Here is a 26,834-nt window from a genome sequence, read left to right on the forward strand (position 1 = left end):
AAGAAATCGAGCATATGGAGAGGGGATGAAACGCAAGCAATCCATCGAACAGGTTCGCTGGAACCTAGCCCTTCGCTATCGCCTGATTGAAACCGTAGCCTGGTGGGGAGGCCGGCTGACCACGGGACACCTGATCCAGAGCTTTGGCATCAGTCGGCAGCAGGCATCGAAAGACATCAATACCTACCGGTTCGCTGGATAACCAAGCGAGGCGCATCACCAAAAAACGCGACCAGAATAATGCCAATACGCCACCACTAAAAATGGAGCCTTCGCCAAATGCTTATTGGCGAGAAAATAGCTTGGCCGGCTTTCGTTCAATCCCTACTGCTTTGCAGTTACACCTGCAGCGCCCGAATACTGGTTAAGCGTACAGGTAAATATTTCAATCATGCACCTCCGCGCAAGGCCTTGAAAAAGCGCGTTGCATATGAAGCCCCCCGGGATATGGGCATTTTGTTGACAGTTTACCATGCCAAATCAAAGTGCCATCATGCGGGCAGAACAGATTGCGCCGATCTATTGGTTTCACCCAACGCAATCTCATCCGGGAAGCGATATGCCATCAGTTATTGGGCATGCGCGATCAACACCCTACAGACAAGGACGTGTGCATGCCTTTGCCCTCCCCTTCCATTGCACTCAATGCTTCTGTAACAAGACCACGAGCCAAGCAGTGACGCACTGACCTCGTGAACCGCCCTGAACGCGACCCGAATGCGGCAACGGCGGTTGTAACCTTCTCGGGCCGGGCCCCGTCTCGCACGACGAGGAAAGACCAGCGATTACTTGAATATCCCAGCGCATAAGCCTCTGTGCACCCTATGCCATGTCTTCGCGCAGACCATCAACACTTAAAGGAATATCACCATGCTCGAAAGCCAGAAAGAGTTCGCCACTTACTTGAAGAAAATGCAGGTGCTGCTCAATGACCAAGCGTTTTCATTCGATCAGTCATTGCTTCCAAAAGTGATGGAGACCGAGCTTGTGGTGCCCGTAATCGGGGCCTTCAGCGCCGGTAAGAGCTCGCTGTTGAACGCGCTGATGGGCCAGGACATTTTGCCAGTTGGAATTGCGCCGGAAACTGAACTGGCGACAGAACTGCGTTATTCATCTGACCCCTATCTGCTGGCAATCAAACCCGACGGTGTGCAGGAACGTCTGCCTGTTGAAGCGCTGAGTACCATCAATCGTCGTTCCAGCGAGTTTTCACACTTGCGCCTGTACCTCGACAGCGAGGCGTTGAAAGCCATTGCGCCCCTGGTGCTGGTCGACATGCCGGGATTTGGCTCATCGCTGGAAAACCACAATAAGGCCATTGCTTACTACCTGCCGCGCGGTGTGCACTTCGTGGTGCTGACCAGCATCGAGGACGGCAACATTACGCAGTCGATGCTGCGCAAACTCGACGAGCTAAAAACCTACAACACCGATTTCACCTTCCTGCTGAGCAAATGCAACCTGCGCGCCGCCGACCAGGTTGAAGACGTGCAGGCCTACATTGACGACCAGCTCGGGGTGTATTTCGGCGAGCACTACCGCAGCATCACAATCGGTAACCGTGGTGGTGAGGAACTGACAAATGCACTGACCGCATTGCAGCCTGACGTGCTGTTCTCGCGCCTGTTCATCGACATCCTCAAGGACCAGAACTTCGAAGTACTGGCGCAGATCAACCTGGCGCTGAGCATGCTGAAAAAGGATAAGGCCGAGAGCGAGCAAACCGCACGCGCACTCGAGCAGGCCTTGGCCAAGCTGCTGGAGCAACGCAAAGACGTCGAGTCGGACCTGAAAGATCGCTACTCGGGAAAAATGCTCGACCGTAGCCTGCGCGGCCTGGATAACGCGCTTAATGACTCCCTCGACGAGCTGGTCACCTTGGGCAGCAGCAAGAACCCGAGTGCCCTGTCGAATGCACTCTCCGACATCATCCGCAGCAGCCTGTCCAGCACGATCAAATCTGAAGTGCAGGACATCTCCACCAACATGGTCGACCGGATTGCCAGCAACCTCAGTGCCACCAGCAGCCAGATGTCCGTACTGGACATTAGCGGCAACTGGAGCGAGGAGCTTTCCAACAAGGTCAAATTCTCGCTGGAGCGCACCACGGAAATGCTCAGCGACTGGTCGACACGCCTGAGCAATCGTGCCGAGGAAGACAAGAACAGCGGCGTCATGCTCTACCGCAGCCTCTCTACCGTGCTCGCTGTCACCACCACCGTGGTCAATCCGCTGGTAGAGCTGGTGATCATCTTCTTGCCCGAAATTCTCAAGATGTTTAACGGTGGCGGTAACGAGCGCGAGAAGTTTCGCCAGAAGCTGACCGGCGAAGTGTTCCCCAACATCAAGGCGGAACTGCGCGGGAAAATTCCGGCAATCATCGACGAGCAGCTCAACGCCATGCTGAAGAAGATCAGCGACGGTTTCGAAGAGCAGATCACCAAGCAAAAGCATGTGATCGACTCAATTGCACAGGAAAGCCTGCAGCTTGAAGCACAGATCAGCGAGAAGACTGCTGTGCTGGAAAACCTTGCCACCGCAGTAAAAGCCGCTGCAAACGAACACCTCTACAAGTAAGGCGAACGACCTAATGGATTACCAATCACTCGTCGCTTTTAGCGAAAGCCTGCACACGCTGGCAGCAAGCAACCAGGACCTGTTTGAGCGCGAAATCGAGCAGTTCAAGCGGCTGAACGGCATCGACCAACCGCAACAGCTCGCGCAAGCGTGCCAGACGTTGCAGGACCAGAACCGGCTGATGAACATCGGTATTGTTGGTCGTGTGAAAGCCGGAAAGTCATCGCTGCTCAATGCGCTGATTTTTAATGGCGAACCGATCCTGCCCAAGGCCGCAACACCCATGACCGCTGCACTGACCACCATTACCTGGGGCGAAGTGTTCCAGGCCAAGGTTGAGTTCTACAGCGAAACGGACATCGCCGCGATCCGCTTCAAATCGGACCAGTTCGAGCAACGCCTTGCCACGCGCAAGCGCGAATGCCTGGAAGAGCTGGTGAAGCGTCGTAACGCCCAAGCCAATAGCGCGCCCCTCGATATGGCGCAGCTGACGATCATGGCCGATAAAAAAGCCTTGAGCGAACTGCAACGCGAAGAAGGCTTGTTCGCGGCATACGACCAGTTCCAGCGCATGAAGAGGTCAGGGCTCGATGCGGCCACCCTGCACTTGCACAGCGAGATTCAGGCAGGTAACCCGAAAGAGCTGGCGGCTCGTCTGCACAACTATGTCGGTGCTGACGGCACGTACATGCCGTTCACCAAGACGGTTCATGTCGCCATGCCGCTGGAGGCACTACGCGATATCTGCATCATCGATACCCCCGGCATGAACGATCCGGTCCAGTCGCGCGAAGAGCGCACGGTCGAATTGCTGAAAACCTGCGACGTGGTGTTCATCGTCAGCCCGGCCGGCCAGTTCCTCAATGAGCAAGACCTTGAGGTGATGGGGCGTATTACCCAGAAGGAAGGCATTCAGGAACTGGTACTGGTGGCCAGCCAGATCGACACACAACTGTACGGCAGCGAAAAACGCGCGCGCTTGAGCGATGCCGTGGAAGCCATCCGTGCCCAACTGTCGGCACGGGCACAGAGCACCCTTGCAGACCTCAAGATGAGCAGCCCGGAAGTGGGCTCGGTGTTCGACAACCTGATCGGTTCGGTGCACCGTAACCTGCTGCATAGCTCCGGCTTGTGCCACAGCCTCAACCGCCGCTTCGAAACGCCCGAAACCTGGGACTCGAACGAGCAGGTGACCTGGGACAACCTGTCCACCGATTACCCGGATTACTTCACTCGCGACAACCAGGCACTGTCGTTGAGCAGTCTGGACAGCTTGGCAAACATTGACGCGATCAACGCCATGCTTGCCCAGGTGCGCGAGAAGAAAACGGAGATCACACGGGAAAAAATCGCCAACCTGATGGTTCGGAAACAAAAGAACCTTGAGGCATTCAAGGCGCTGATCATCACCCTGGCACGCAACCAGATCATCCAGATCAAGAACGCCAACGTCGATCAGCTGGACGAACAACTGGCTTCGCTGGAATCGAAGCGACTGGATCTCTCGCTGGAACTGGATGTCAGCTTCAAATACACCATGGCCGACTACCGCCAGAAGTTGCGTGACGACATGCGCAAGACAGCTGCGCAATTGCTTCGCGAGACGCAGTCCACTATCAAAGACGCGGAAGGCTCTGTCAGTGAAACCGTTGTCGTCGACAACCCTGGGGTTGGCAGCTGGATTGCCCGCAAGCTTTGGGGCGGCGGCACTACCGAGAAAACGGTCGTCCGCGCCAAGATCATCAGTAGCCAGGTCATCTCCACCATCAACGAGTTCATGAACGACATCCAGGATGAGCTGGGCGCCAAGGTGGAGAGCTCTCATCGCGGGCTGAACGAAGAACTGGCCCGGACCCTCACGCCCAAGATCCGTGAGGTGCTTGAACAGGATGCCAATGCGCAAATGATCAAGCTCGCGATTCTTTCGATCATTCAATCGATTCCTGACGATGACTTTGATTTGGGCATTCCATTGCCTGACACCCTGAAAAGCAACGGCACGCTCAAGGGCTACGAGGCCGAACGTTTCAAGGATGCCGCCGATGACTTCATCGGCTCGTTGGGTAGCAAGGTCAAAAGCAAGATCAGTTCGTTCATCAACGATGTTGAACGCAACGCGCCTTCCACCATCTCCAACTCCTTCGTCGATGAGATTCAACGCCGGATCAATGTGCTCAAGGATCAAGTCGACAACGCGGCTCAAACCATTGACCGGCTTGAACGCCTGGCACGCAAGGCCGAAGAGGTCACCCTGTGAGCAACCCGCCAGCCATTCATGAACAGGCACGCTCGACGCTGGATTCGCTGTCCCGCTTCTGGCAGTTCAAACGCAAGAAACTGGCAGTTGAACTTCAGGGCCACCTGGATGATGCCCAGTGCCAGCTCGACACTTTGTTCAGCACCAATCAGCAATTGTCCGCGCTGTGCGCGGGCCAGAATGACGAAATCGGCGAGCTAAAATCGCGCAACGGCTCGCTAGTCGATGCGTTGCAGCTTGAAACAGCCAATTTGGCCTCGACCTCCGAAGCGTTAACGCAGGAGAAGGGCAAGCTCCAGAAGGCTATGCTCGCACTGGCCCAGGCCAAGGCGTACGCCAAGGATCTGGAAGAGCGGCAGGCTCAGGCCATGGCCCAGATCGCAGGGCTCGAAGAGCACCTTGCCGATCACAAGCAGGAGCTTGTCGACAAAGAGCGTTGCATTCAGGAGCTCCAGCACACCCTGGCCGATACTCGACAGCAGATCGAAGCGCTGAACAACGTCAAACAGCGGTTGACCGAGCAGTGCGCCGAGCAGACTGAGCAGATCCGCACGCTGGAGTCGCGCAATGAGACGCTCAGCGACCAGTTGCAGGCAGAACAGGCCAATACGGCAGAGTTGGAAGCACGCAAGGACCAGGCGCTTGCCGAGATCACCACCCTTCAACAGCAGCTAGCAGATCGCAAGCAGGCGCTGGCGGAAAAAGAACAGCGCATCGCTGAACTTGGGCACACCCTCTCGGACGCGCAACAGCAGATCGAAGCACTGAACGACGCCAAACAGCAGCTGGCCGAACAGTGCACCGGGCAGGCTGTACAGATCGACTCGCTGGAGTCGGACAATGAAGCGCTAACAACCCAGTTGCAGACAGAGCGAGCCAATGCGGCCGAGCTAGAGGAACGCAAGGCACAGGCGCTGGCACAAATTGCCGAGCTGGAGACGTACCTGGAGGAACATAAGAACCAGTTGATTTCCACGGAGCAGAACGTCGACCTACTGGAAAGCCTGACCGAACAACTGAAGGCCTCCCAGCAGCACCTGGAAGACAACTACGCCGACATCAACAAGCAGCACCTGTCGCTAACCGAGAAATTTTCCCTGGTGAGCAAAGTCCTGGCCCAGCAACCGCCCGGTAATGAAGAGCTGGCCAAATTCGCCGACCTGATCAACCACGACTACATGGAGTTCGCCAGCCGAGAATCGTCGTTGGCCGGTGAAGCCCAAGCAGTGCTCGACATGCAGGCGATCCTCACCGAGATGCAGATGCTGAACAACTTCCCGAGCATTGCCGGCAAAACCATCCTGAGCATTGCGGGTGGTTTCAGCAGCGGAAAGTCGGCGTTCGTCAACAGCTTCATCCGTAACCCGAGCGTGAAGTTGGCGACCGGCATCAACCCGGTGACCGTGGTCCCCAGCTACGTGGTGTGCTCTGAAGAAACCCGGATCAAGGGTTATTCGTATAACGGTGGGGCCATCGACCTGGAGCCCAGCCTGTACGCGTCGATGTGCCACGAGTATGTTCAGGCCTTCGGCTTCGACCTGCGGCGCATCCTGCCCTTCATCAGTGTCAAGGTTCCCATGGACCCGGAGCTGTTCGGCAACCTGTGCATCATCGATACGCCCGGCTACAACCCGGGTACCACGGGTGGGGCCGCGGCCTCCGACCGTAGCACTGCAGCCTCCCTGGTCAATCAGGCCTCGGCGCTGGTCTGGGTCATCGGCCTTGACCCGGCCGGGACCATCGACCAGTCCGACATCGAGTTCATCGAGTCCACGCCGTTCCGCGCAGAGTCGCTGTATATCGTGTTGAACAAGGCGGATGTGAAGTCTCAGGACGATATTCTTGAGATCATGGAGCAAGTAGCCGACGACCTGAGTTTCGCGGGTATCGAGTACGCCGGCATGTGCGCCTATTCGTCCACGCGCAAGAAAGACTACCCCTCCAGCGGCCTGACGTTCGAGCAGTTCCTGCGCTCGATCAACCGAAAAGTGGATGTAGTCGGCAAGGTTAACAGCAAGCTCGATACCGTATTCGATGCCTACAAGCAGGCCATCCAGGCCGATATTGCGCAACTGGAAGGCCGCAAGGGCGAGTTCAATGCGTTCAAGCTCGATGCGCTGGAAATAGGCGGAACGGCGCTGTTTGACAGAATTGATCGAGCATTCCCCATCTCTGAGCAAATGTTCGATTCTTCCGGGCTGGAAAAACTCGTTGATGAATGCGAAGGCCTTCGTCGAACGCTCAAGCTGGCCGCTCGAAAAGCCCTGGAGGTTTGCGAACTCGTTCGTACCAGAACCTCTGTCGAGTCTGATGACTTCCTTCGCACTCGAATACGCCGCTAAACGCCGGCACACAGCGTGTTACTAACCCAGGCCTGCTTGCTGGCAGGCCGTTGCTGGCCAGGGCGCTGAACCCTGGCCTGTGCGCTCAAAATCGCCGCCGCGCCAGCAACTCCGCCAACGCCCCTTCAAGCCACCCTGCGGTGCGCATCTTCAGTGCCATGCTCCCGCACCTCGGGCACTGGTCAAACCACTCGCCGGGCATCAGCGCATCACTTTGCGGTGCCACTGTCTTTGTCCAACCGCATCCTTCACATTCAAAGGTGAAGGGCATGGGTTTGATGGGCATTCTAAAGCTCCTTGGTCTCTTCGCTGATGTATTGCCATCGGTGCTTTCAACTGCCCGGATAAGCCAATTCGATCTGCTCGTCGAACGCGCCACCAACCCCGCAGTAATCACGTGGAACACGCTCAAGATCCTCGGCTACCTGCACGATCACCTGGCGCAGTTCCAGGCGTTCGAACCAGCGGGCAGGAATGGCAGCAGCACCATACTGGGCACCCAACAAGTGCCCGGCGACAAGCCCTGTGCTGTTGCTATCGCCACTGTGATTCACCGCCGTGATCACCCCTTCTTCGAGTGATCGTGCTGTCAGCGCACACCACAGTCCAATCGCCATCGCCTGCTCGGCAACCCACCCACCGCCAAGGTCGCCAATGCGTTGCGGGGTGGGTGTATAGCCCTCGTAGTAGAAAAACAGCACGCGCTCGATGAGGCTGCGCGTTTCTTCCATACCAGGTACTTGCCCATATTTGGCCAAGCTTTGAGTTACCGCGTGTTCCAGGCTGTCTTGTCTTTCGACAACACGCTGAAGAATGTCGGCGAATAGCCCTGCCGCCAGGTAGCCCGTCGGATGCCCGTGCGTCAGGCGTCCAGACTGCGCCGCGTAGTCAAATGCATTGGCAAAGAATGCACAGGGTGCAACACGTACCAAGGCGCCGCAGCCCTTGCTGTTGTTCTCGGCAACCGCTCCCAACCGCGCGCTGGCCTTTAGTGCATTCAGGCAAGTTGTGCCTGGGGAGCGACGAGACCAGAGTTCGACTTGCTTGATCAGCCAGCCATCTGTGACGATCGGTATCGCAGAGGGGTAATCCTGGGTCATCAGCCAGCGCAGCAACGCTTGGTGAACAATGCTCGGGACATGGCACGCCTGCCGTAAACTGCCAAGCACAAAAGCGCGCAGCAAACCTTCTGCGGTGAACAGCATCATCTGCGTTTCGTCGCTGATGGCGCCGGTGTTGCCGTAAGCCGGGGCAAAATCAATGATGCCCTGCGGACCGAACTTGGCTTCGATGGCAGGCCACTCAAGAAACTCCACGGGGGCGCCAAGCGCGTCTCCGACAGCACCACCCAGCAGGCAGCCTTTGATCCGTTCAAGTCTGTTCATGCACTTCCCTTATCGCTCTGCAGAGATCAAGTTCTGCAAAATCACCAGCTTGCTTTGCAACTGCTCGATGTGCGCTTTCTCAGCACGCAGTGCCGAACGTAGCTCCCGGTTTTCCATCTCCCAGATCCGCGCCCAACGTGCGTCCTGGCGGCAGGCAAGCGCCACGTGCCAGATTTCTCGCAACCTCAGGTACTGCATCAGGAGCACCGTCAGGATCACCCCGATCAACACCAAAGCCCCTGTCGAAACCGCTTCAGACATAGTCATGTCCACATCCTTTCGTGACTTCAATTTATTTCGAAGACAGACACACGATATGTAGTTATAAACGACAGGTCTAGAATGTAGACTTATACAGGTAAAGTATTCGCGCACATGGAGAGGGTATGAAACGCAAGCAATCCGTTGAACAGGTACGCTGGGACCTGGCACTTCGCTATCGTTTGATCGAGACCGTTGCCTGGTGGGAAGGCAGGCTGACCACGGGGCACTTGATGCAGAGCTTTGGCATCAGCCGCCAGCAGGCATCCAAGGACATCAATACCTACATCACCGAGCATGCGCCCAAAAACTTGACATATGACAAGCAGCTCAAGGGGTATGTGCCGAGCAAGCAGTTCAAACCCCTGTTCATCGACGACAGTGCCAGCGCCTATTTGCACCTGCTCTATCAGAACAATGAGCGTGCCCCGCACATTGATGGACTGGCACTGGCCTATGCGCACACCAAGGTATTGGAAGTGCCGGATCGCCCCATTCGACCGGAGATTCTGCGCCCCTTGCTCAAGGCCTGCCGCGAAGGCCTGCGCCTGGAAACCGAGTACGTGTCGTTCAATACCCCGAACGTAGAGGTTCGCCTCATCGCCCCTCACACGCTGGTGTACACCGGCATGCGCTGGCATGTGCGGGCCTACTGCGAAAAGAATGGCCAGTACCGCGACTTCGTGCTCAGCCGCCTGCGCGGGCAGCCGGACCTGCTCGACGAATCGCCGAACACACGGGAGCTGGATGAAGACTGGAATGTCGAGATTCCGGTTATCTTCGAGCCCGATGGGCGATTGAACGAGGCGCAGAAGGCAATCATCGAAACCGACTTCGGGATGACGCAAGGACAATTAGTGGTGCCCAGCCGCAGGGCCTTGGTGAAGTATGTGTTGCAGCGTTATCAGATCGACCCGCGCAACCTGGCGACGAGCCCTGAGGCCCAGCAAGTTGTAGTGAGCAACCTCAAGGAATTGAGGCCGTGGCTGATGAATGACTGACGCTCAAATCTCTGATACGAGGGGCATGACGCCCCTCGTCGATGGCCGGCTCATGCTCGTTCAGCCGCGGGTGTATCTGCTCAACCCGATTCGGAGGACGACTCACCCGCGGCCAGCCAAGAAGAGATCCAGCCGTCGAGGATTTCAGCCAAACCGGCTGACGACATCTGTATCAACAGTCAGGTTTGTCCCCAGTCACTGTAGTTTCCGCCCCACGCCTTGGGCCTCGATGATCATGCGGTCGAGCAGAGCGAGCATGTCATCGACATCAATTTCCTGAAAGCAGCCCTTCGCCTCCTGCTCCAGAATCATGGCGGCGAATTCCTCGCTGTATTCGACCTCATCCTCGGTTCTAACTTGCGCGGGACCTGGGTCATCCGAGCGACCATCCTCTTGGTCGTTACACATCACGAACCTCGCATTGAAATGGGACCTTAGCTGAACGGTCGCGCCAACTTGGCCGAAGCAGACACCCGTTGGAAGCAGAAAAAGACGGAGTTGTCGACGTTATCGGCGTTTGTCAGGCCGAATCAGAAGCACGTCGGTCCAGCTCCTGTTTCATCTCCATGTATTCACGGACAAACTGGTAGCCCTTCTCGGCAACGACGATGACACCGATAATTGCGAACAGATTTTTCATAGCAAAACCTCTTGGGATTGACGGGTTTCGTCGACCGTTCCGTACCTGACCGCCATGCACAAGCCGTTGACCAAGTTCATGTCTTGCGGCGTCTGGCAACGAATGGCCGTCAGATCAGGACTGGCGACAATACAAGCCAGCGACTTCGCCCGGCTGACCGCTACATTCAAACGGTTTTTCGAGTACAGGAAGCCGATGTCCCTGGGCAGGTAGTCTTCATTCGACGTCGCCATCGAGACGATGACAATCTCTGCCTCTTGCCCCTGAAACTTATCCACAGTGCCGACGCGCGCACCCGCCGGCAGCACCTGCTTCAACAGCTGTACCTGCAAATTATAGGGCGCCACGACCAGGATGTTTTCGAGAGACACAGCGTGCTCCTCGCCGGTGTTATCCACATAGCGCTGCTGCAGAAAGTACGTGTACAGCGCTTTGACGTATGCGGCTTCTTCATCGGAACTCTGGCCGTTGCCGTCGTGCTCCACAGGGCAAAACATCAGTCCGCTGCCCGGTACGTCCGGGCGCTGGCCATCCAGTCGCAACACCTGCCGCTCGGCTCTTGGTGCCGACGACAGTTGACCTTCGTACACCGCATGAGAAATGAATGAGCAAACGTGCGGATGCATCCGCCAGGTTTGCGCCAGAAACACCCCACGATCAGGCGCAATGGTGGGCGTGCCATCCAGCAGATAATCGAGGATAGAGTCACCGGAACGGCCAGGGTGCACGCCTTGCACTGGTTGCGACAATTGCATCTGGTCGCCCATCAAGACGATGTTGCGTGCCGCAATGCCCATGGTAACCAGGTTCGCCACGCTCACTTGACCGGCCTCGTCGATGAAGAGGTAATCCAACGCCTCGGTGAAGGTCTCGTCGGCAAATAGCCAGGCAGTACCCGCAGTCAGGTCAATTCCCGGCCCCCAGGCATCAAGGAAATCCTTTTTGTCTTCGATGGAGCGAATGCAGCAACCAGTGAACTCAGTGCCCTCTCCCTCCGATGACTTTTTCAACCCCTTGAATGCAACGCCCTCTGCTTGTGCGCGAGACTCAACAGCAGACAACAGGTTGTTGATGGCATGGTGCGAATTGGAGGTCACACCGATGCGCTTGCCTGCTTTGAGCAGGTCAACAATGACGTGCGAGCCCGTGTAGGTCTTGCCGGCACCCGGCGGCCCTTGAATAAACAGCACGCTGTTCTCAAGATTGCGTACCACCTGCTTGATGGCATCCGTCGTCGTCAGGCGTGGATCCAGTAGTGGCGCACCCGGCTGGACGTCTTTCACCCGCGGAGCGCGTCGATGGAGAAAGTCCGACACCGCCTGGAAGCGCTGCTCACCGGCCAAGACGCTGTCGGCATAGCGAAACAGTGCCTCGCGCAGCGAAGTCGATGGAATCGGCCTGCCGGGAATCATGTCGAAATCATCCGGTGGCGCGTTGTGCGCGGTGGCTTTGAACATCGCCAGACACGCGTTACTGTCCAGGTTAACCAACTGCACATTGGACAGGGACTCTGTGATGACGCCTTGGGAACCCGTGCGCATCTTGCTTTCTTGAGGTTCGAAACTGTATTCAAACAGAAATGATTTCTTGATCGGTTCGGGCGGCGTTTTTGTACGCCGCAAACCGGCCAGGCTCTCGATATCCTCCAGCAGCTCCTCAGTGGTCATGTCCTGACGGCTGAACAACTGCCACCATATCGGCTTGTCTGCCCGACGGTGGAAGTCAAGCAGCTGGAAGGTGAGCAACCTGACTTGATCCGCTTCGCTCAGGGCACATTCGGCGGCGGGCAAGCCAGCGAGCAAACGATCGCGATAGCTTTCCAGACGAACCTCAATCTCCTTTTGTTCCACTACAGCTTTCTCGCTTTCTGTTTCAGGCTCGGAGAGAGTGCTCGCATCCGACGGTTTAATGCTCAAAAGCCAGTTGCGCAGAAGATAGGTGGATAGCACGTCGTCTTCGTTGTACCGCTCGATCTGCTCGAGCAACGCCGACTCGCCAGTCTCTTTCCAACGCTCATAAAACACGATGCTCGCACCGGCATTGGTAACGTCGCCGTCTCGCTGCCCCATGTAAAAATGCTCGATGTTCTTGATCGAGTAGCTGGGCTCAGACACCCGGATCGCTTCGCGCACAACCTTGTAGAGGTCGATCAGCTTGCCGTTGCGCAGCAACCAGTCCACTTGTGCCTCGCGTGTACCGTGCTGGCTCATCAGGCGCTTGATGGCCGTCTCTTCATAGCTGGCATAGTGGTAGACATGTGCGCTGGGGTAACGCTTGAGGTGAGCGATGACCCAGTCGATGAACTGCTCGAACGCGATCTTTTCTGCCTCTCGGCTATGTGCCCAGAAGGGTTTGAAGGATTGTTGGCCACCTTCGTCGATATACAGACCGAAGAGATATTCCAGGCCGCCCTCCTCCAGCGGATTGCCCTCCATATCGAAGAACAGATCGCCCTCAACCGCCGTGGGCATTCGGTTAAAACCACGCCTTTTCCCCACGACCGGCAGAAACTCGAACAACGGGCCATCACTGGAGCGCCCCTGGAACTGCAAACGCGCCTGATGGCGCAACTTGCCCAGCGACTCCACTTGCAACTTGGGGATGCGCAAGTCATCGGTACTGTTCGCCAACTGCTGCAATGTGGTGACACCACCAGCCTGCAATTTCTTGATTTGCGAGCGGCTGATGCCAGCGACTGCCGAGAGGTGATCGTCTTGCAGCCGTTGTTCGTCACAGCGATCGCGCCACACACAAAACCCGCAATGCCCGCATGGCTCCGGGTACGTCACAGGTTGTCCGTCACCATTCACGAACGCCGTGAAACGCTGCAGCACTTGCTCCAGATAATCGGCGTAGTCAGCGACCCGAAACGCCTGCTCCGTACGCGCAGAATCACCCAGTACGACATACATGAACTGCGGCTGTATGCCCTGGATTGCAATCAGCATTCGCGAGTAAAGCGCAACCTGCACAAGGAACTTGGCCTTTGCAGACTTGGCCAGCTTGGTGTCGATCACCTCATAGCTATGATCGCCCAGCGTCGACGCCCGCGGCACCTTACGCAGGAAGTCGGCATGCCCAATAAAGGCACCTTCCTGGAGCGAAGCCTGGAAGATGATGTCCGCACCAGCCTTCATGGCCTCAATGGTCAGTTCCACCCGCCGCGCGAAACTCGGATTGCCCTCGGCAATGTCGACTACGTGAGCATTTTCGCGTTTGAGTCGTTCAAGAAACGTCGCTTCATGAGCGAGCCCCTTGCCCTGGATCAGGCGGTTCTGCTCGCTTGCCGGCGCTTTTTCCATAGGGGCAACAAGATGCTGAAGGTCCAGTGCCGTTAGGTGCTGGCACTCCAGAAAACCACAGATGTCTGAGGCGGAATACAACTGAACGCCGTTCCGGGTTTGCATGGTTGTATTCCACCCTGTGAAAGGCCAAGGGGCACATGGTGCTGCGCAAATGTTGCGTGTGTTGCTCAGGCGTCGAGCGAGCAGTCCTGGTAAAACTGCTCGAACAGACTCGTTGGCGAGTGCTGCGCATCAAGCAGGCCGAAGTGCTTGCCCACGTTACGCCCCAGGGCCATGAGTGTCCTTGCAGAGTTCTCGGTACCGGCATAGCCGGCACTCACGATGTAGTCGACACGATCCTTGTCGGTCGTCGCTCGCGCATACGCGTTGCCCGTGATCAACACATCCACCAAGCAGACACTGACGCGCTCATCACCGACTGTGAACGGCTCGAGGGCCTCGGTAGCCAGGGCCGCACGCAATCCGTCCTCACCACCGGCGACGATGCGCTCAAGCTGTGCAAGCGGTCGGCCGAACAAGTCGAACTCTTCAATGGAAAACGGGAAACAGTAGCCCTGTGCAGTGGTACGCGTGAGCGGCTTCTCGTCACGCGGCTGGGCCACCAACCATTCAACAAACGAGGCTTTGTTATCGAGAGCACCGCTGTAGCGGAAGGCCAGATAATCCTTGAGAACCTGGCTGAAAGGATGCCCCGTGGGCACCCAATTATTGCCTCCACGCTCGCAGTCCTGCGCCTCGACTTCTGGCTTACCCGCTATGGAATTAGACGCCAGCGCCAGACCAAAGCAGCGAAGGTCATAGCCAAGCATGAACAGGCTGGCCTCGAAGGCATGGCAACGCGCGGGGAGAGTCCCTTGCCCAGCAAACCAATTGGTACGCTCGAGCAGCGCTCGAATAATCCAGCCCAAGCGCACTTGCCAACGCGCCCACTCGGCATAGTCGATCGTCGAAAACTGCGGCGCCGCCACGCTGTTCAAGAACGCTCCCGGGTTGCGGATCTGGCTGCCTCGCGCGCCGCCGGACGGGAACATCAGCAAGGGTTTACCACGCCCCGCCCACTGCTGGCGAAACAGCGAATACAACATGGCAATCGCAGCGCCCACACGGCTGTCATAGATTGGAGAACCAGACAAATCGAGCAAGGCGTGAATCTTGGTCAGGCCAGAATCGAAACGCTCGACACTGCTAGCATCGAGGTCATCCAGGTCATTGTCACCGTCGAGCGTCATGAGTCCGGCCATCTTTTTCAGGTAGCCCGACAACTCGTCTTTGGCCTCCAACCGGTGCAAGAACGGAATGGCGCCCCGCACGCCGCCCCAACGAAGAATCTGCAAACACGCCTGAAGCGCTTGTTGCTCATCACCAGCGTTGACCGCACTCGTCAGCCACTCACGCAGTTGCCCCAAAGAGCGTTGGGTTTCAGCCCAGGTTTCAGACTCAACCACACTCTGGTTGGAGTCGTGCCAGCTTGCCTTCCAGCGATAGTGCTCAAGTACCCGCTCAATCCCCTGGACTTCAACCGTCAAACCGCCAGGTACAAACTTGCTGGACTTGAAGCGCAGCTTGAACGTGAGCGCCGGCAAGTTGGCTGCCAGCCATGCAACGAAAGATTCCACTTCGGGTTGTGCCAGGAACTGTTCACGCTTCATGCAGGCCGCCTTGCGGGCAATGTCGAATGGCCATACCCTAAGCAAAATGGCAGGCCACGTCCACGTTGTCTGTTTATACAGGTAAACAAATTGAGCAGGTTCTAATGCCCTGAATAGACGCTTTTCAACGCCAGCGGCGATTGGCCCGGCCACCTGTAAAGTTTTCAGGCACACGCTACCTCTTTACCGACCGCCCACGACTTCAAGGATCGGCACTTCATGGACCATCAAGCACTCAAAGCCCGTCACCGCCAGGAACGTGAAGGCCACCATCCCAACCTCACCTTGCGCGTTCATCGCGCATTAAGCTGGCTGAATCGCGCCGAGCAGGCGGATGATCTTGATGGGCGCTTTATCTTTCTGTGGATCGCCTTCAACTCTGCCTATGCCACGGACATTGATGAGCAGTTCCGACTTTCCGAGCAGTCCACGTTCAAGGCGTTCCTGGACAAACTCTGTGCGCTAGACACGGCCAACCTGATCGAGAACCTGGTCTGGTCCGAGTTCTCAGGCAGTATCCGCGCATTGCTGGACAACCCCTACGTATTTCAGAGTTTCTGGGACAACCAGAACGGCAAGATCAGCGAGCAACAGTGGACCGAGCGGTTTGCCAGCGGTCGACGAGCAGCGCAGCAAGCGTTAGCCAACCGCAATACCCCAGCAGTACTCGGTGTTCTGTTCAATCGAATCTATACATTGCGTAACCAGGTAATGCATGGGGGCGCAACCTGGAACAGCAGTGTGAACCGGGATCAACTGCGCGACTGCTCGAACCTCCTCGGCAAGCTGGTGCCTGTGATTATTTTGCTGATGTTGGATAACCCGGAAACGCTATGGGGTGATGCTTGTTATCCGGTTGTTGCTTAGGCAGACCACATTCCAATCCCACGATGACCGGTGACAAACCAAGTGATTCCGCTTGCTGCTTACACTGAGTGGAAGGCGTTCACACGCGTTTGAATATGCGCGAATGCTTTGCCTGTAGGAAGTCAACGCAACAAGAATTTGAATTAGGGGCTCGAATTTGTCCTCAGTGACAAAGCCCTCCAAGCCCTCAGGAAGGCAAACTGACCTGAGGGCTGGACTGGGAACAAGCTACTTACCCTCTATCCTCGGCTGAATCCGAAGCCATGAGCGCCCTCCCCATAACGCTTCGTCGCAGCTTTACAAAGGTAGCTGGCACGATGAAACAGATCAGGTAAGTAATCCACATTCCCTGGCCGGACCTCCCGGTCTACTCGGTATTCCGCATTAGACGGGATATGTACCAAGCCCCTCACTTGCTCAACCTCGCACTTCAACGCACTGGCCCAAGCCTCCTGCATGCGGCTGATCATGTTCGGCCTCTGTGGCTGCAACCGCCCGATTGTGTAGTAGGCGTCCCTGTTGAGCAGGATCAGCAGGTGGTAATGCTGTCGCCCTGCCTCGCTCCTCTCTCTCGCCCAGACGTAACGCACCCTGCAGTCATGGGCGTACTTGTTCTGCTCACGTGCTTTCTCACGATTGTGCTCAATTTTTGCTTTGAACGACTCGACGAACCTACTAATCACACGGTTTGACAACGCATCATCCGGAATACCCCCAAAACGCGGAAGACGCAGGTCCACCCTGAACGCAATCACCCTAGGATACTGATCAAGTGCAAGGTTGATGGTGCGACTCAGGGCTTCAAGGTATCCAAGTATAAAAGGGCCTTTTTCACCCATTATCGGCAGGCCCTGAAAAGTATCTGCTGAGTACAAACGAAGATTACGGTTCTCTGAAAAACGACGCATGGTTACTACCTACTCTACTGAAGTTCATACCTTCAGTCGGCTTGGTAGTTATTTACACGTTCACCGCAACCCATTGAGCTAGACCTCAACGAGCTCATCACGCAGATACCAAAGTTCAATATCGATCATCTAAACCATACTGCCAACCGCAAGGTATAAAGTAGACATTCATGATAGATACCCGTTAGAGGGACATCTATGACCTTAACCTAATGATTCAATATCAGGCCCTGCATGAGTGATAGGCAGGAGTTATTAAACAGTAGCGCTTAGAACACTAAAGCATACTACCCGCACCGAAAGCTCCAAAAGCATAAACCCTAGAGAAAGTTAAAGCATTCCTGTTCAGAGCCAGAAAAACAACGCCACCAAAAGGTCCGGCAAAAAAACATCATGTCCGGGAGTCAACCGGACATGATGTTTTCATTGAAAGAAAATAAAGCAAACAAGAAGCAGACCAGCTGCCAAGAACAAGCCCATCAAGACCTACTAATTTCGCTCAACTAGCCTAGACTGAATCCAGGAATGAACCTCTGACTCCAACCAGCCAACAGAGCGCCCGCCTAACGAAATAGGCTTCGGAAATATCCCTTCAGCAACGTACTTATACACCGTAGATCGGGCCAGACCAGTAATTTCAATAACTGTTTTCATTCGAAGTATGCGCATGACCAACTCCTCAAATCCGTACACAGGATCTAGGAGGCCGGTAAAGAGTTACTGACCATTACTGGCATACAGAGCGATTTACCCCCGATACCGATAGCGCGTGGGAGTATGAACCTGAAAAAGAAGGCCAAAACGATAACGGTCAATCTCAGGCATCTCCTCCTCACTTGAAAACCTCTCACACGTAGGCTCGCCAAGATTGCTCTCATTCATGACATAGCACTCTCCTGCTCGAAAACTATTACCAGGAACAATCAACAGAGACCGGCCAACAGCAAACCGCCCAAAGTATGTACCGGGCTCAAAACTCGGCAGGATCTGCAACCCGGCAATTTCGTACGCAAAACCCTTAGCACTTAAAACCAAACTCTGCACACGCCGAGCCATCAAAACAGCGACTACATAAACGAACTCAAAAAACAGCTCGCTTCGAAGGACATCATCCTTGAAATCTCGCCCTGTGCCCGTTCCTTTACTGAAATCTTTCTTGATTCTCAGTTGCAATTCATCATCAGAATTAAACTGACCTAGTTCCAAGGCTTTCCAATGCTTGGACAGTAGCCCTGACGCGTACTCCTCCAATCTAACCTGAAGCGCCCTCGACGAGCTTCTATCCTTGGCTAAAGAAGAAAACAACCCCGCCAGCGCATTAAATCTATCGCTATCAGGCAGTATTCCAGAAAACTTTTTATGCCTCTCGAATTCCAGCCCTTTGCCAAGCCCCGCAGAGCCAATGATGGCTGCAACCTCACTCATCTCCCCCGAATCCCCACTGGATTTCGAGACGAAAGTTAGCACGATCGCTCCCGAACTACCTTTTTGAAAAAACCCATGATGAAAATTAATAAAGTAAACTGACTTTGAAACGCCCAATACAACAGATGTTGCAACACCCGGAATCACCCCTCTCATGACCCTCAGAGCGATCAGCTTGTGCACCTGGGCCTTTATTCGATCTCGATTCAGACCAGTAGCCTGGGACAGCCTGGATACTCCGATTCCCCGTACAATCCCAAATTGATCGGCGTATAGAAGCAGAGTGGACAGTAGCAACCGATTACAAACACTCAAGCCACCCTTACAATTTTCCGCAGAAGGGTTCAGTACGTGGTCAATTCTCGGTCTATTTATCACATGGAGCTTTTTGTTTTCGTCTTCTAACAACCTAGACAACTTACTTGACGCCCGATACCCACTCTTGGGGCGTCCCCGCCCGCAGACGATAGGTGTGCGTATCAAAAGATCTTCGGCCACCAATTCAGACAGAGCGCTAGTTACCACACGATCCGTAGCACCTGAGGCCTTGGCTAACTCCTTAACCCCGATTGTGATCGACTCCCACAGCCCGTACAGCTGCACGAACCTTACAAGGACAAGCTTCGTCTCAGGGCTGATCTCAGCCAATTCCATCCCCAACAGAACGCAGTGCATCACCCACCCTCACCTTTTCAGGAAGGCAGCTATTAAATCGCAGAATAACACCCTGTTTCAAGAGCATAAAAAATAGACTACGCTACTACGTAACGTCACTCCGTAACGCAACATTAAAAATCATTCTATATAACCTTTAGTTCTAATAAACGCATTAGCGAGGGATTCATTGAAAAAAGCACAAAACAGACTTGGATGGATAGAAAAAGACAACCCAAACATGCTGAAGTGGGCCATCCGATACCTAAACAACCACAGAGCAAATATTCCCGAGCAAACCACCTACGACGGGCTTATAAGGGAATCTGAGAAATGGCCTGAAAGCAGTGAAATACGAGAGCTTTTAAGAAAAATGAAAGGCGCCTGGCGCCAAAAGAAACTGAGAGAAAGCCTAAATGGGAAAAAGCCCAGCAACTTCATACTTTCGGCTTCAGCAAAAAAATGCCTGGAAAATTTAGCCAAATCAAGACGCAGCAACATAACTGAAACACTGGAATGGTTAATTAAAAATGGACTTGAAGTAAAAAGCCAATACCGCGACCAACTCAACGAATTAAACAAGTCCCACCGCAAACAACTCGACAGTTATCAAGTAGCAGCTGTCACTCTCACTGAAAAACTAAGCGAAGCCCTAACCGAAAGCTGCAAATTAACGCTTCAAATTGAAACACTAACCCCTTCCCCAGAAAGTCTCCCAACCCCACAAAAGGACCAGATCGAAAAACTTTTCAGAAAGAAAAAATCAACACTCTTGAAATCAAATACAATCATCAAAAGAGACGCCATACGAACACACGAAAGACAGATACAACCAACAACCCATTACCTTGAGCAGGAGCAGGAGCAATGAAGAGATCATAGAAATCACCCGACCAGTTTTGCAACCGAAAAATCATCAATAACCAGGACGATAGGCGCGCCCTGCGCTCTGCATTTTATATCCGTTTTATAGTTATCCTGTGATCGTTTTTTATTTCGGCACAGCACTGTAATTACACCGGTAATTTTCAATAAAATTCACTTGCCAGCCCGATGCTTCCTACTTCTGAAGATACGACTTGGAGAAGCACCAAGACCAATCTTTAGCATATCATCCACCACCTTCTTACGGACTTCCCTAGCCTGACCACTGGTACCAAATCACACCCATACTGGGAAAGCACCCCTGCCATAACCAAGTTCTCAGAAGTATTCCGTCAAGTCTATTACGGGAGATGCTGCGCTATCACTTTAGGTAGTCTTGAAGGAAGCTCCGCCAGTTTAGCAGCACTAGTCAGATCCATTTTTTTAGTAATTTCAAAACCCTCAAGGTCTATCTTCATATAGACGACAAGAAAACACTTAAAAGCTAAACCTCGATCAAAGTTTTCCGAGCCTGCTCTTCATTGATTGGCCATTTCAGTCAAGATACCCCCAACACCTGAGCGTTCGGACCGACAGAAACATTCCGAGGTAGCAGCTAATAGAAAATACAAATTCTTTATGCCTCGCAAGGTGGGTGCCTTCAGGGTGACGACTGACCCATCGCATATATTCGTAAGCGTCAAGAAAGGTCATACTAATCGCATGACTAGCTCATTACAGTCGAGCGAAAGCCAATTTCCTGCTAGAAAATGAGTGATCAACCACCAAGGACATCCTTATACAACCAAAAACGAAGACATCAATCACGCTTTATCATTCGTGACCATAGCGTCGGCCATGTAAGCCTAAGACTGCATCACCTGACGAAACTCGGCGAGATATCCAGCCTGATTATAACTTGTCCGGATTTTTTGCTTCTCTCGGCATGCGCCAATTCACCCTCGATCACGTCCGAGCGAGATCCCATCTAGTTGAGCATGGTCCAGGCGCTGACGCGAATGCCATGGGCTGAAAAGCCGATGTGGTCCTTACCATTCAATGCCTTCGGGTGTTCGACTCAATGTCGTTGCTGTCATGCACTCGTTCGGCTTGCGATAGTTAGGAAATAGCAGCCGACGCCCTACATACAGGTGGGCAGCTCACGTAGCAACTCGACCGCCGGAAGACGTCATTCGACAGGATCCAGATCAAACCCCGCTCACTGCGCGCATCAGCCAGGCCGATCTCCAGGTAAGTGGTAAAGGAACGATATAGCAAAAGCACCACATCAAGACGCCCCAGGGTACCAAGCAAATCCTATCGGTATTCCAAATGGCATCCCCAAAAACTACCTATTCAGTACTTGTAAAATCACTAGCTTACTCTATCTGTTCAGATTAACCCCGGCGCTCGACTTACCCTACCCAGTCGTCCCCCCTTCAGCCCGAAGTGCATGCAACAACCTCGCTAAGGCTCCCTCCCCCAACATTTCTCTCCTTCCGGGCAAGTCCGGTAACCATGGCAAACAGCCATTAAAACAAGGTAAATTCGCCACAGAAATAAGGTCAACAACCACCGCCCGGCTCAAGACAACAAGGAAGTAGCGATGCTCATCCCTAGGGAACCCCCTCCCAAGCACCTGCCCCTGCCGCACCTGACTCCAGCCATCCCGTACTACCGCTCTCCACAAATGCTGCTCGAAAAGCAGCATGGCCGTAGATAGGAAGCCTTCATGCCTCAACCATTCCGTTTCCAGAGTGCACTGCCCGCCGGCTCCAGCGCCACAGAAGCTAACATCTTCATCCACGGCTACAGCGCCGGGCATAGCGATGAGGACAAGCAGCTTCTTCTCGACAAGATCCCCGAGCAGCTAAAGCACTACACCAACATTTTCGCGTTCTGGCCTTCGAATCATATCTTCCGGTTCGACAAATCTTCGCTCTGGAAAATTGGTTCAGCTGGTCTAGGTGCCGGAGCCACGTTCATCGGCGCGCCCATGGGTTCTCTAGGACTTGTGGGCACTCTCGCCCGAGACCGGTTGGGTAACTTCACTCAGGCTCGCGCACGCGCGGAAAGCATGGGTACGGTATTACTCGACCAACTTCAGGACTACCTGAACAGCCACCATCCACAGATCAAGACCATCAACCTGATCGGCCACTCGCTCGGCGGCCGACTGGTCATCAGCAGTCTGAAAAGTTTTTCGAGCAGGCAACAGTTGATCATCAACGATGTACTGCTGATGGCGGCAGCCGTCGAGGTCACCGCTATCGAGGCACGCAAAATGCGCGGCGCACTTCAGGGCCGATTGATCAATGCCTATTCGAAGGCAGACAAGACCCTGCTGCTGAACGTGGGTGAATCTTGCCTAGGGCGTAACGAAGCCGAGCACTTCGAGAGCATCGAGATGAATGACTTCGGCCACACCGATTACTGGGAGCGGCTGCCCGAAGTACTGACCAAATCACGCTTCAAAGCGTGCTTACCGCCCTCCCCAGAGCCCACTCAATCATCCGCTCCAGAAAAAAAGCCAACCCGCGCGCCCAAACAACCCGCCAAAGCAAACACGATGAAACTCGAACTGAACAGCCCACGTGACGTTTACCAGCAAATCAATGATGAACTGGCACTGATCATTGCTGAACTGCGACACCCTTCGGAAGACGAGGCCTTGAACCAGGCCCGAGAAGAGGCGCTCCAGCGCCTCAACGAACATCGCACAGCCCTTTACGAGCGGCTCGCCGAACTTGAGAAGAACGCCGAGTGGAACACATTCACCATTGCATTCTACGGAGAGACCGGCGCGGGCAAGTCGACCCTGATCGAAACCTTGCGCATTCTGCTACAAGAGCCCGGCAAGCGGGCCAGCCAGCAAGCATTCCGCAAGTTGCGCGAGCAGTATGGGATGACCGAAGAAAAACTGCACCAGCTGCAACAGGACATCAAGCAAACCGAAGCGCAACTTGACGAACTGACGCAGCAACTGAGTGCCACAATGCGGCAGTTCGAACAACCCTTCAGTGAAGCCCAGAGCGCACTCGACCAAGCTGATGCCCGATCCAGCGAATTGCATCAACAACTTGGGACGGAGTTCGAACAACACGAGCAGGCGCATAAGGATGCCCTCGCGGCCGTTACCAGGCTGCATGCGCTTCTCGCCACACGCAAAAGCACCGCCTCTCTCTGGCAGAAGCTCTTGAGTCTGTTCAGGAAGATGCCCGAAGAAATCGAGCTGAACAAGGTCACCGCCTCACTGGCCGAGACCACTCAGGCACGCGACAACGCCGCAGCTATCCTAAACGCCGAACAACAGAAGACCCGCCAAGAACGCCTTGCGCTAGAGTGGCAACTGGATTCGGTAACTGTGGCGCGCGACGACGCCAGTGCGGCACTTGCCGCCCAACAGGCACAGGCAGCCCAACAGCAACAGACGCTCGTTCAGCAGCGCCTGGAAAGTGAGAGCCAGCTGGCAGACCTGGTTGGACAGCTACAGCTGCATGCCGATGGTGAAATCATCGGTGACGGCCGTGCCGACTATACCCGAGAGACACAGCGCTACGAGTTCGAGCTAGACGGCCAGCCATTCGCACTGCTGGATGTACCAGGTATCGAGGGCAAGGAAGGCCTGGTACTCGAGCAGATAGAACGTGCAGTGCAGACGGCTCATGCAGTGTTCTATGTCACTAACCAGCCAGCACCGCCTCAAACGGGCGATGGGCAACACCAAGGCACACTGGAGAAGATCAAGCAGCACCTGGGGGCGCAAACCGAAGTCTGGGCCATTTTCAACAAGAAGATCACCAGCCCCAGGCATTCTTTGGGCAACAGACCGCTGGTTTCCGATGACGAAAGCATCAGCCTTGCTGGGCTGAACGAGAAGATGGGCGAGCAGCTTGGCAAACACTATCAGGAGGTGTTTCCACTAAGCGCGCTGCCGGCATTCCTCGCCTCCACCGACCATCTTGCGCCAGGCTCGCAGAATGCCAAACGTCGCATCAAAGCGCTTGAGGACTTCGGCGCCGACGAGTTGCTGGAAAAGTCCCGCCTGCGTGCCTTCCTGCAGTTGCTGGGTGACCGGTTGATCCTCAACGGCAAAGCCAAGATCGTCCGGGCCAACTTCAACAAGGCCAATGATGCGCTCAACCAGACCACCACGACACTTTCAGGCGTGCAACAAACCCTGAGCGCCCTGTCGAGAAAGCTCTCTCAAGAAGAGCAAAGTGCCAAAAGTCAGCTGAGCAGTAGCTACCAAGCGCTGAAAAAACGGCTGGAAGCCTGCGGCGAGACTTTGATCGATGACTTCGCCAGCACCGTGCGCAACAGTGTCTACAAACAAATCGAAGCAGATATCAGCAACGACGCGTTCAAAAGCACCTTGGCCGAGGAGCTTGAAACCCAGCAAAAACTGCTGGGCAAGCAGCTACCGGTGGCTGTGAACGCAGAAGTCGGCAAATTCCAGAAGGCGGCCGAAGATATTCTCAAACGCTTCGAAAAACATGCTCAGGAACTGACTGCAAGCTATGCAAAGCTGGGCAGCATGCGCTTCAACGAGCATTTCAACCTCAACATAAAAATCGATAACGGCATCAACGTGATCGGGCTACTGGCCAGTCTTGCGGGGATCGCTGCGGCACCATTTACTGGCGGGGCCAGTCTCTGGTTCGTCGGCGCCTCGGTAGTTGCCGCACTCGTCTCGGTCGGTAAAGCCATTTTTAGCGCGCTCAGCTCGGACTACAAAAAGTCCCAACAACGTCTGGCCCTTGATAAGAATCTGCGCAGCGCTACCGAGCAACTGCGCGAAACACTACACGCAAGCCTGGACGCTGCCCTAAACGATATGCAGGAAACGATCGAGCAACTCGACCACGCACTGGAAGCACCTGCCAAACAGGCTGCAAACCAGGTGAACACGCTGACTCGCTCGACCAACCGCCTGAAAATCCTCTCCCGCCAAATCGAAATCGCAGGAAACCTGTAATGGAAAACACCCTCAAGACGTTCAAGGCCCAACAGGCGAGCGCACTGACATTGCTCGACAGGCTGCAAGAGTTTCTCGGGCAAGGCGCACAGGCCGGAATACCGATTGATCCTGCGTTGATCGGCAAGCTGCAGAATGTCATCAGTGGTATGTCTGGTGAAAAACTCAAGGTCGCTCTGATTGGAGGCTTTTCCGAAGGCAAGACCTCTATCGCGGCGGCCTGGATGGAGAAGCTGGATAAGACCAGCATGAAGATTAGCCATCAGGAGTCCTCCAATGAGGTGAAAGTCTACGAGGTCGGCGAAGACTTCGTGCTGATCGACACCCCTGGGTTGTTCGGCTTCAAGGAGCAGGAAAATGCCGAAACGCACAGCCTCGAAAAGTACAAGGACATTACCAAGAAGTACGTGAGCGAATCGCACCTGGTGCTTTACGTGATGAACTCGACCAACCCTATCAAGGAAAGCCACAAGGATGACCTGACCTGGTTGTTCCGCACTCTGGGCCTACTGCCCCGCACAGTGTTCGTCCTCAGCCGCTTCGATGAGGTGGCCGATGTAGAGGACGAGCAGGACTACCAGTCCAACCTGCAGGTCAAACGCGACAACGTGGTAGGTCGACTTCGTGAACAGATCGGACTGACTGACAAGGAGGCGACCGAGCTGTCCATTGTCGCCGTCGCCGCCAACCCCTTCGACCTGGGTGTCGAACACTGGCTGGCCAACCTCGAGCAATTCAAAGAGTTGTCGCATATCGAAACCTTGCAGACGGCTACCACAGGCAAGATCCAGCAGAACGGAGGCAGCGTCGCGCTGGCCAACGAAATGCGCGCCAGCGTGATCCGTGACGTGCTCAACAACCAACTGCCTGTTGCCATCGAGAACGATGAGAAGGTTGCACAGGAGGTTGGCCGGCTTGACGAGCTCAACACGCGTCTGGTCAAACAGCTGGCAGTGACTGGGCAGCAAATCGAAGATGCACGCATCAACCTACGCAACTTTGCCACACGCTACTTCTCTGACCTGATCCTTCAAGCCAAGGGTTCCAGCCTGGAAACCTTCGGTGACTTTTTCGAGCGAGAAATTGGCGCAGAAGGCATTATCGTGTCCACTCGCCTGCAGAACGAGTTCAGCCGTCAAACCCAGTCGATCACGCTTGAGGTCGAGAAAATGCAGGTTGGCTTCGACAGTGAGGTCAACCACTTCAATACCACCGTCAAGGCGCTGGGCAAACAAGGCATCAACCATGTGCTCAAAGGCAACTTGATAAACAACACCACGGTACTGGCCGCGCGCGATGGCCTGACGACGATTGCCAAGACGGTGGGCATGGATATCGGCAAGTACCTGAAGTTCAAGCCATGGGGCGCCGTGAAGTTTGCCAAAGGAGCAAACGGAGCACTGGCCTTTATCGGGGTAGCGCTTGAAGCCTGGGATAGCTGGGAACAATACAAACGCGAAGAAGCGTTCAAGAAGACTGTCGTTGAAATAGTCAGTAATTTCGAGAAGCAGCGTCAGGACTTCCTTGACCTGGTCAACTCCGAACGCTTCAAAGAGCAGTTCTTCCCCGACTACTTGCTGCTCAACACACGTCGACAAGAGCTGCAGGCCAATGTGGATGAAAGCCGTTTACGTCAACAGCGCTTCCAAGCCTGGCGCGTTGAGGCCGAAGCCATCGACGCAGAATTCAAGAGATTGAACTGACTGGCTTCAAGCGCCTGC

General features: G+C 54.8%; 17 protein-coding genes and 1 pseudogene. 9 read left to right on the plus strand and 9 right to left on the minus strand.

The genetic code is table 11. The features are described from left to right. Positions 1-25: 25 nt before the first annotated feature. From KW568_RS25235 to KW568_RS25250, 4 genes and pseudogenes are all read left to right on the plus strand, one after another. A pseudogene (locus KW568_RS25235) lies at positions 26-187 on the plus strand (WYL domain-containing protein); the annotation flags it as partial. 683 nt (positions 188-870) lie between these two features. Further along, the gene (locus KW568_RS25240; protein ID WP_103091547.1) at positions 871-2,577 is read left to right on the plus strand and encodes a dynamin family protein; all 1,707 of its coding nucleotides are present in this window, start codon (positions 871-873) and stop codon (positions 2,575-2,577) included. A gap of 13 nt (positions 2,578-2,590) precedes the next feature. Then, complete coding sequence (locus tag KW568_RS25245; protein ID WP_103091546.1) at positions 2,591-4,834, plus strand: dynamin family protein; 2,244 nt, start codon at positions 2,591-2,593, stop codon at positions 4,832-4,834. Continuing rightward, positions 4,831-7,176, plus strand: a complete 2,346-nt coding sequence (locus KW568_RS25250; RefSeq protein ID WP_103091545.1) for a dynamin family protein — start codon at positions 4,831-4,833, stop codon at positions 7,174-7,176. Before KW568_RS25245 ends, KW568_RS25250 begins: the two co-directional genes overlap by 4 nt. Positions 7,177-7,261: 85 nt before the next feature. Here the strand turns inward: KW568_RS25250 and KW568_RS25255 are convergent, their stop codons facing one another. The 3 genes from KW568_RS25255 to KW568_RS25265 are packed head-to-tail and all read right to left on the minus strand — an operon-like array spanning position 7,262 to position 8,828. After that, entirely contained in the window at positions 7,262-7,462 is a 201-nt protein-coding gene (locus KW568_RS25255) for a hypothetical protein (RefSeq protein WP_103091544.1), read from the minus strand. A 46-nt stretch (positions 7,463-7,508) separates the two neighbouring features. Continuing rightward, positions 7,509-8,561, minus strand: a complete 1,053-nt coding sequence (locus tag KW568_RS25260; RefSeq protein ID WP_259537124.1) for an ADP-ribosylglycohydrolase family protein — start codon at positions 8,559-8,561, stop codon at positions 7,509-7,511. A 9-nt stretch (positions 8,562-8,570) separates the two neighbouring features. Next, positions 8,571-8,828, minus strand: a complete 258-nt coding sequence (locus KW568_RS25265) for a hypothetical protein (protein WP_024947250.1) — start codon at positions 8,826-8,828, stop codon at positions 8,571-8,573. Between the two features lie 119 nt (positions 8,829-8,947). On the opposite strand from KW568_RS25265, the gene KW568_RS25270 reads away from it, so the two are divergent. Beyond that, positions 8,948-9,823: a WYL domain-containing protein gene (locus KW568_RS25270; protein ID WP_024947249.1), complete on the plus strand. Its 876-nt coding sequence runs from the start codon at positions 8,948-8,950 to the stop codon at positions 9,821-9,823. A 195-nt stretch (positions 9,824-10,018) separates the two neighbouring features. On the opposite strand, the gene KW568_RS25275 is transcribed toward KW568_RS25270, so the two are convergent. From KW568_RS25275 to KW568_RS25285, 3 genes are all read right to left on the minus strand, one after another. Next, positions 10,019-10,231 (minus strand): hypothetical protein, encoded by a 213-nt coding sequence (locus tag KW568_RS25275; protein ID WP_034100785.1) that lies wholly within the window; start codon positions 10,229-10,231, stop codon positions 10,019-10,021. Positions 10,232-10,459: 228 nt separating this feature from the next. Then, on the minus strand, positions 10,460-13,870 hold the full coding sequence (locus tag KW568_RS25280) for a TM0106 family RecB-like putative nuclease (protein ID WP_259537127.1): 3,411 nt from the start codon (positions 13,868-13,870) through the stop codon (positions 10,460-10,462). Positions 13,871-13,935: 65 nt separating this feature from the next. Beyond that, positions 13,936-15,591, minus strand: coding sequence for a hypothetical protein (locus tag KW568_RS25285; RefSeq protein ID WP_232914206.1), 1,656 nt, complete (start codon positions 15,589-15,591; stop codon positions 13,936-13,938). A 45-nt stretch (positions 15,592-15,636) separates the two neighbouring features. Between KW568_RS25285 and KW568_RS25290 the strand changes: the two genes are divergently transcribed. Continuing rightward, a complete protein-coding gene (locus tag KW568_RS25290; RefSeq protein ID WP_033968774.1) occupies positions 15,637-16,284 on the plus strand; it encodes a HEPN domain-containing protein in 648 nt (215 codons plus the stop codon). A gap of 239 nt (positions 16,285-16,523) precedes the next feature. Here the strand turns inward: KW568_RS25290 and KW568_RS25295 are convergent, their stop codons facing one another. The 3 genes from KW568_RS25295 to KW568_RS25305 form a co-directional block, all read right to left on the minus strand. Next, positions 16,524-17,192: an inovirus Gp2 family protein gene (locus KW568_RS25295; protein WP_060546511.1), complete on the minus strand. Its 669-nt coding sequence runs from the start codon at positions 17,190-17,192 to the stop codon at positions 16,524-16,526. A gap of 489 nt (positions 17,193-17,681) precedes the next feature. After that, positions 17,682-17,861, minus strand: coding sequence for an AlpA family transcriptional regulator (locus KW568_RS25300; protein WP_023442851.1), 180 nt, complete (start codon positions 17,859-17,861; stop codon positions 17,682-17,684). A gap of 78 nt (positions 17,862-17,939) precedes the next feature. Further along, positions 17,940-18,800, minus strand: coding sequence for a hypothetical protein (locus tag KW568_RS25305; protein ID WP_124084220.1), 861 nt, complete (start codon positions 18,798-18,800; stop codon positions 17,940-17,942). Between the two features lie 661 nt (positions 18,801-19,461). On the opposite strand from KW568_RS25305, the gene KW568_RS25310 reads away from it, so the two are divergent. From KW568_RS25310 to KW568_RS25320, 3 genes are all read left to right on the plus strand, one after another. Next, the gene (locus KW568_RS25310) at positions 19,462-20,142 is read left to right on the plus strand and encodes a hypothetical protein (RefSeq protein ID WP_259537129.1); all 681 of its coding nucleotides are present in this window, start codon (positions 19,462-19,464) and stop codon (positions 20,140-20,142) included. 1,725 nt (positions 20,143-21,867) lie between these two features. Next, complete coding sequence (locus tag KW568_RS25315; RefSeq protein WP_034100798.1) at positions 21,868-25,113, plus strand: DUF726 domain-containing protein; 3,246 nt, start codon at positions 21,868-21,870, stop codon at positions 25,111-25,113. Next, positions 25,113-26,816 carry a LeoA/HP0731 family dynamin-like GTPase gene (locus KW568_RS25320; RefSeq protein WP_259537132.1) on the plus strand — a complete coding sequence of 568 codons (1,704 nt, stop codon included), beginning with the start codon at positions 25,113-25,115 and terminating at the stop codon, positions 26,814-26,816. The genes KW568_RS25315 and KW568_RS25320 overlap by 1 nt, the downstream gene beginning before the upstream one ends. The last annotated feature ends 18 nt before the right edge of the window (positions 26,817-26,834 follow it).

This window comes from Pseudomonas sp. HD6515 (genome assembly GCF_024971855.1).
In the GTDB taxonomy this organism is placed as follows: Bacteria; Pseudomonadota; Gammaproteobacteria; order Pseudomonadales; family Pseudomonadaceae; genus Aquipseudomonas; species Aquipseudomonas alloputida.

Excerpts from the sequence above, each read along its gene's own strand:
- KW568_RS25245 (WP_103091546.1), top strand. The coding sequence starts at position 2,591 with ATGGATTACCAATCACTCGTCGCTTTTAGCGAAAGCCTGCACACGCTG.
- KW568_RS25315 (WP_034100798.1), top strand. The coding sequence starts at position 21,868 with ATGCCTCAACCATTCCGTTTCCAGAGTGCACTGCCCGCCGGCTCCAGC.
- KW568_RS25320 (WP_259537132.1), top strand. The coding sequence starts at position 25,113 with ATGGAAAACACCCTCAAGACGTTCAAGGCCCAACAGGCGAGCGCACTG.
- KW568_RS25290 (WP_033968774.1), top strand. The coding sequence starts at position 15,637 with ATGGACCATCAAGCACTCAAAGCCCGTCACCGCCAGGAACGTGAAGGC.
- KW568_RS25260 (WP_259537124.1), bottom strand. The coding sequence starts at position 8,561 with ATGAACAGACTTGAACGGATCAAAGGCTGCCTGCTGGGTGGTGCTGTC.
- KW568_RS25255 (WP_103091544.1), bottom strand. The coding sequence starts at position 7,462 with ATGCCCATCAAACCCATGCCCTTCACCTTTGAATGTGAAGGATGCGGT.
- KW568_RS25295 (WP_060546511.1), bottom strand. The coding sequence starts at position 17,192 with ATGCGTCGTTTTTCAGAGAACCGTAATCTTCGTTTGTACTCAGCAGAT.
- KW568_RS25280 (WP_259537127.1), bottom strand. The coding sequence starts at position 13,870 with ATGCAAACCCGGAACGGCGTTCAGTTGTATTCCGCCTCAGACATCTGT.
- KW568_RS25240 (WP_103091547.1), top strand. The coding sequence starts at position 871 with ATGCTCGAAAGCCAGAAAGAGTTCGCCACTTACTTGAAGAAAATGCAG.
- KW568_RS25270 (WP_024947249.1), top strand. The coding sequence starts at position 8,948 with ATGAAACGCAAGCAATCCGTTGAACAGGTACGCTGGGACCTGGCACTT.
- KW568_RS25300 (WP_023442851.1), bottom strand. The coding sequence starts at position 17,861 with ATGCGCATACTTCGAATGAAAACAGTTATTGAAATTACTGGTCTGGCC.
- KW568_RS25275 (WP_034100785.1), bottom strand. The coding sequence starts at position 10,231 with ATGTGTAACGACCAAGAGGATGGTCGCTCGGATGACCCAGGTCCCGCG.
- KW568_RS25265 (WP_024947250.1), bottom strand. The coding sequence starts at position 8,828 with ATGACTATGTCTGAAGCGGTTTCGACAGGGGCTTTGGTGTTGATCGGG.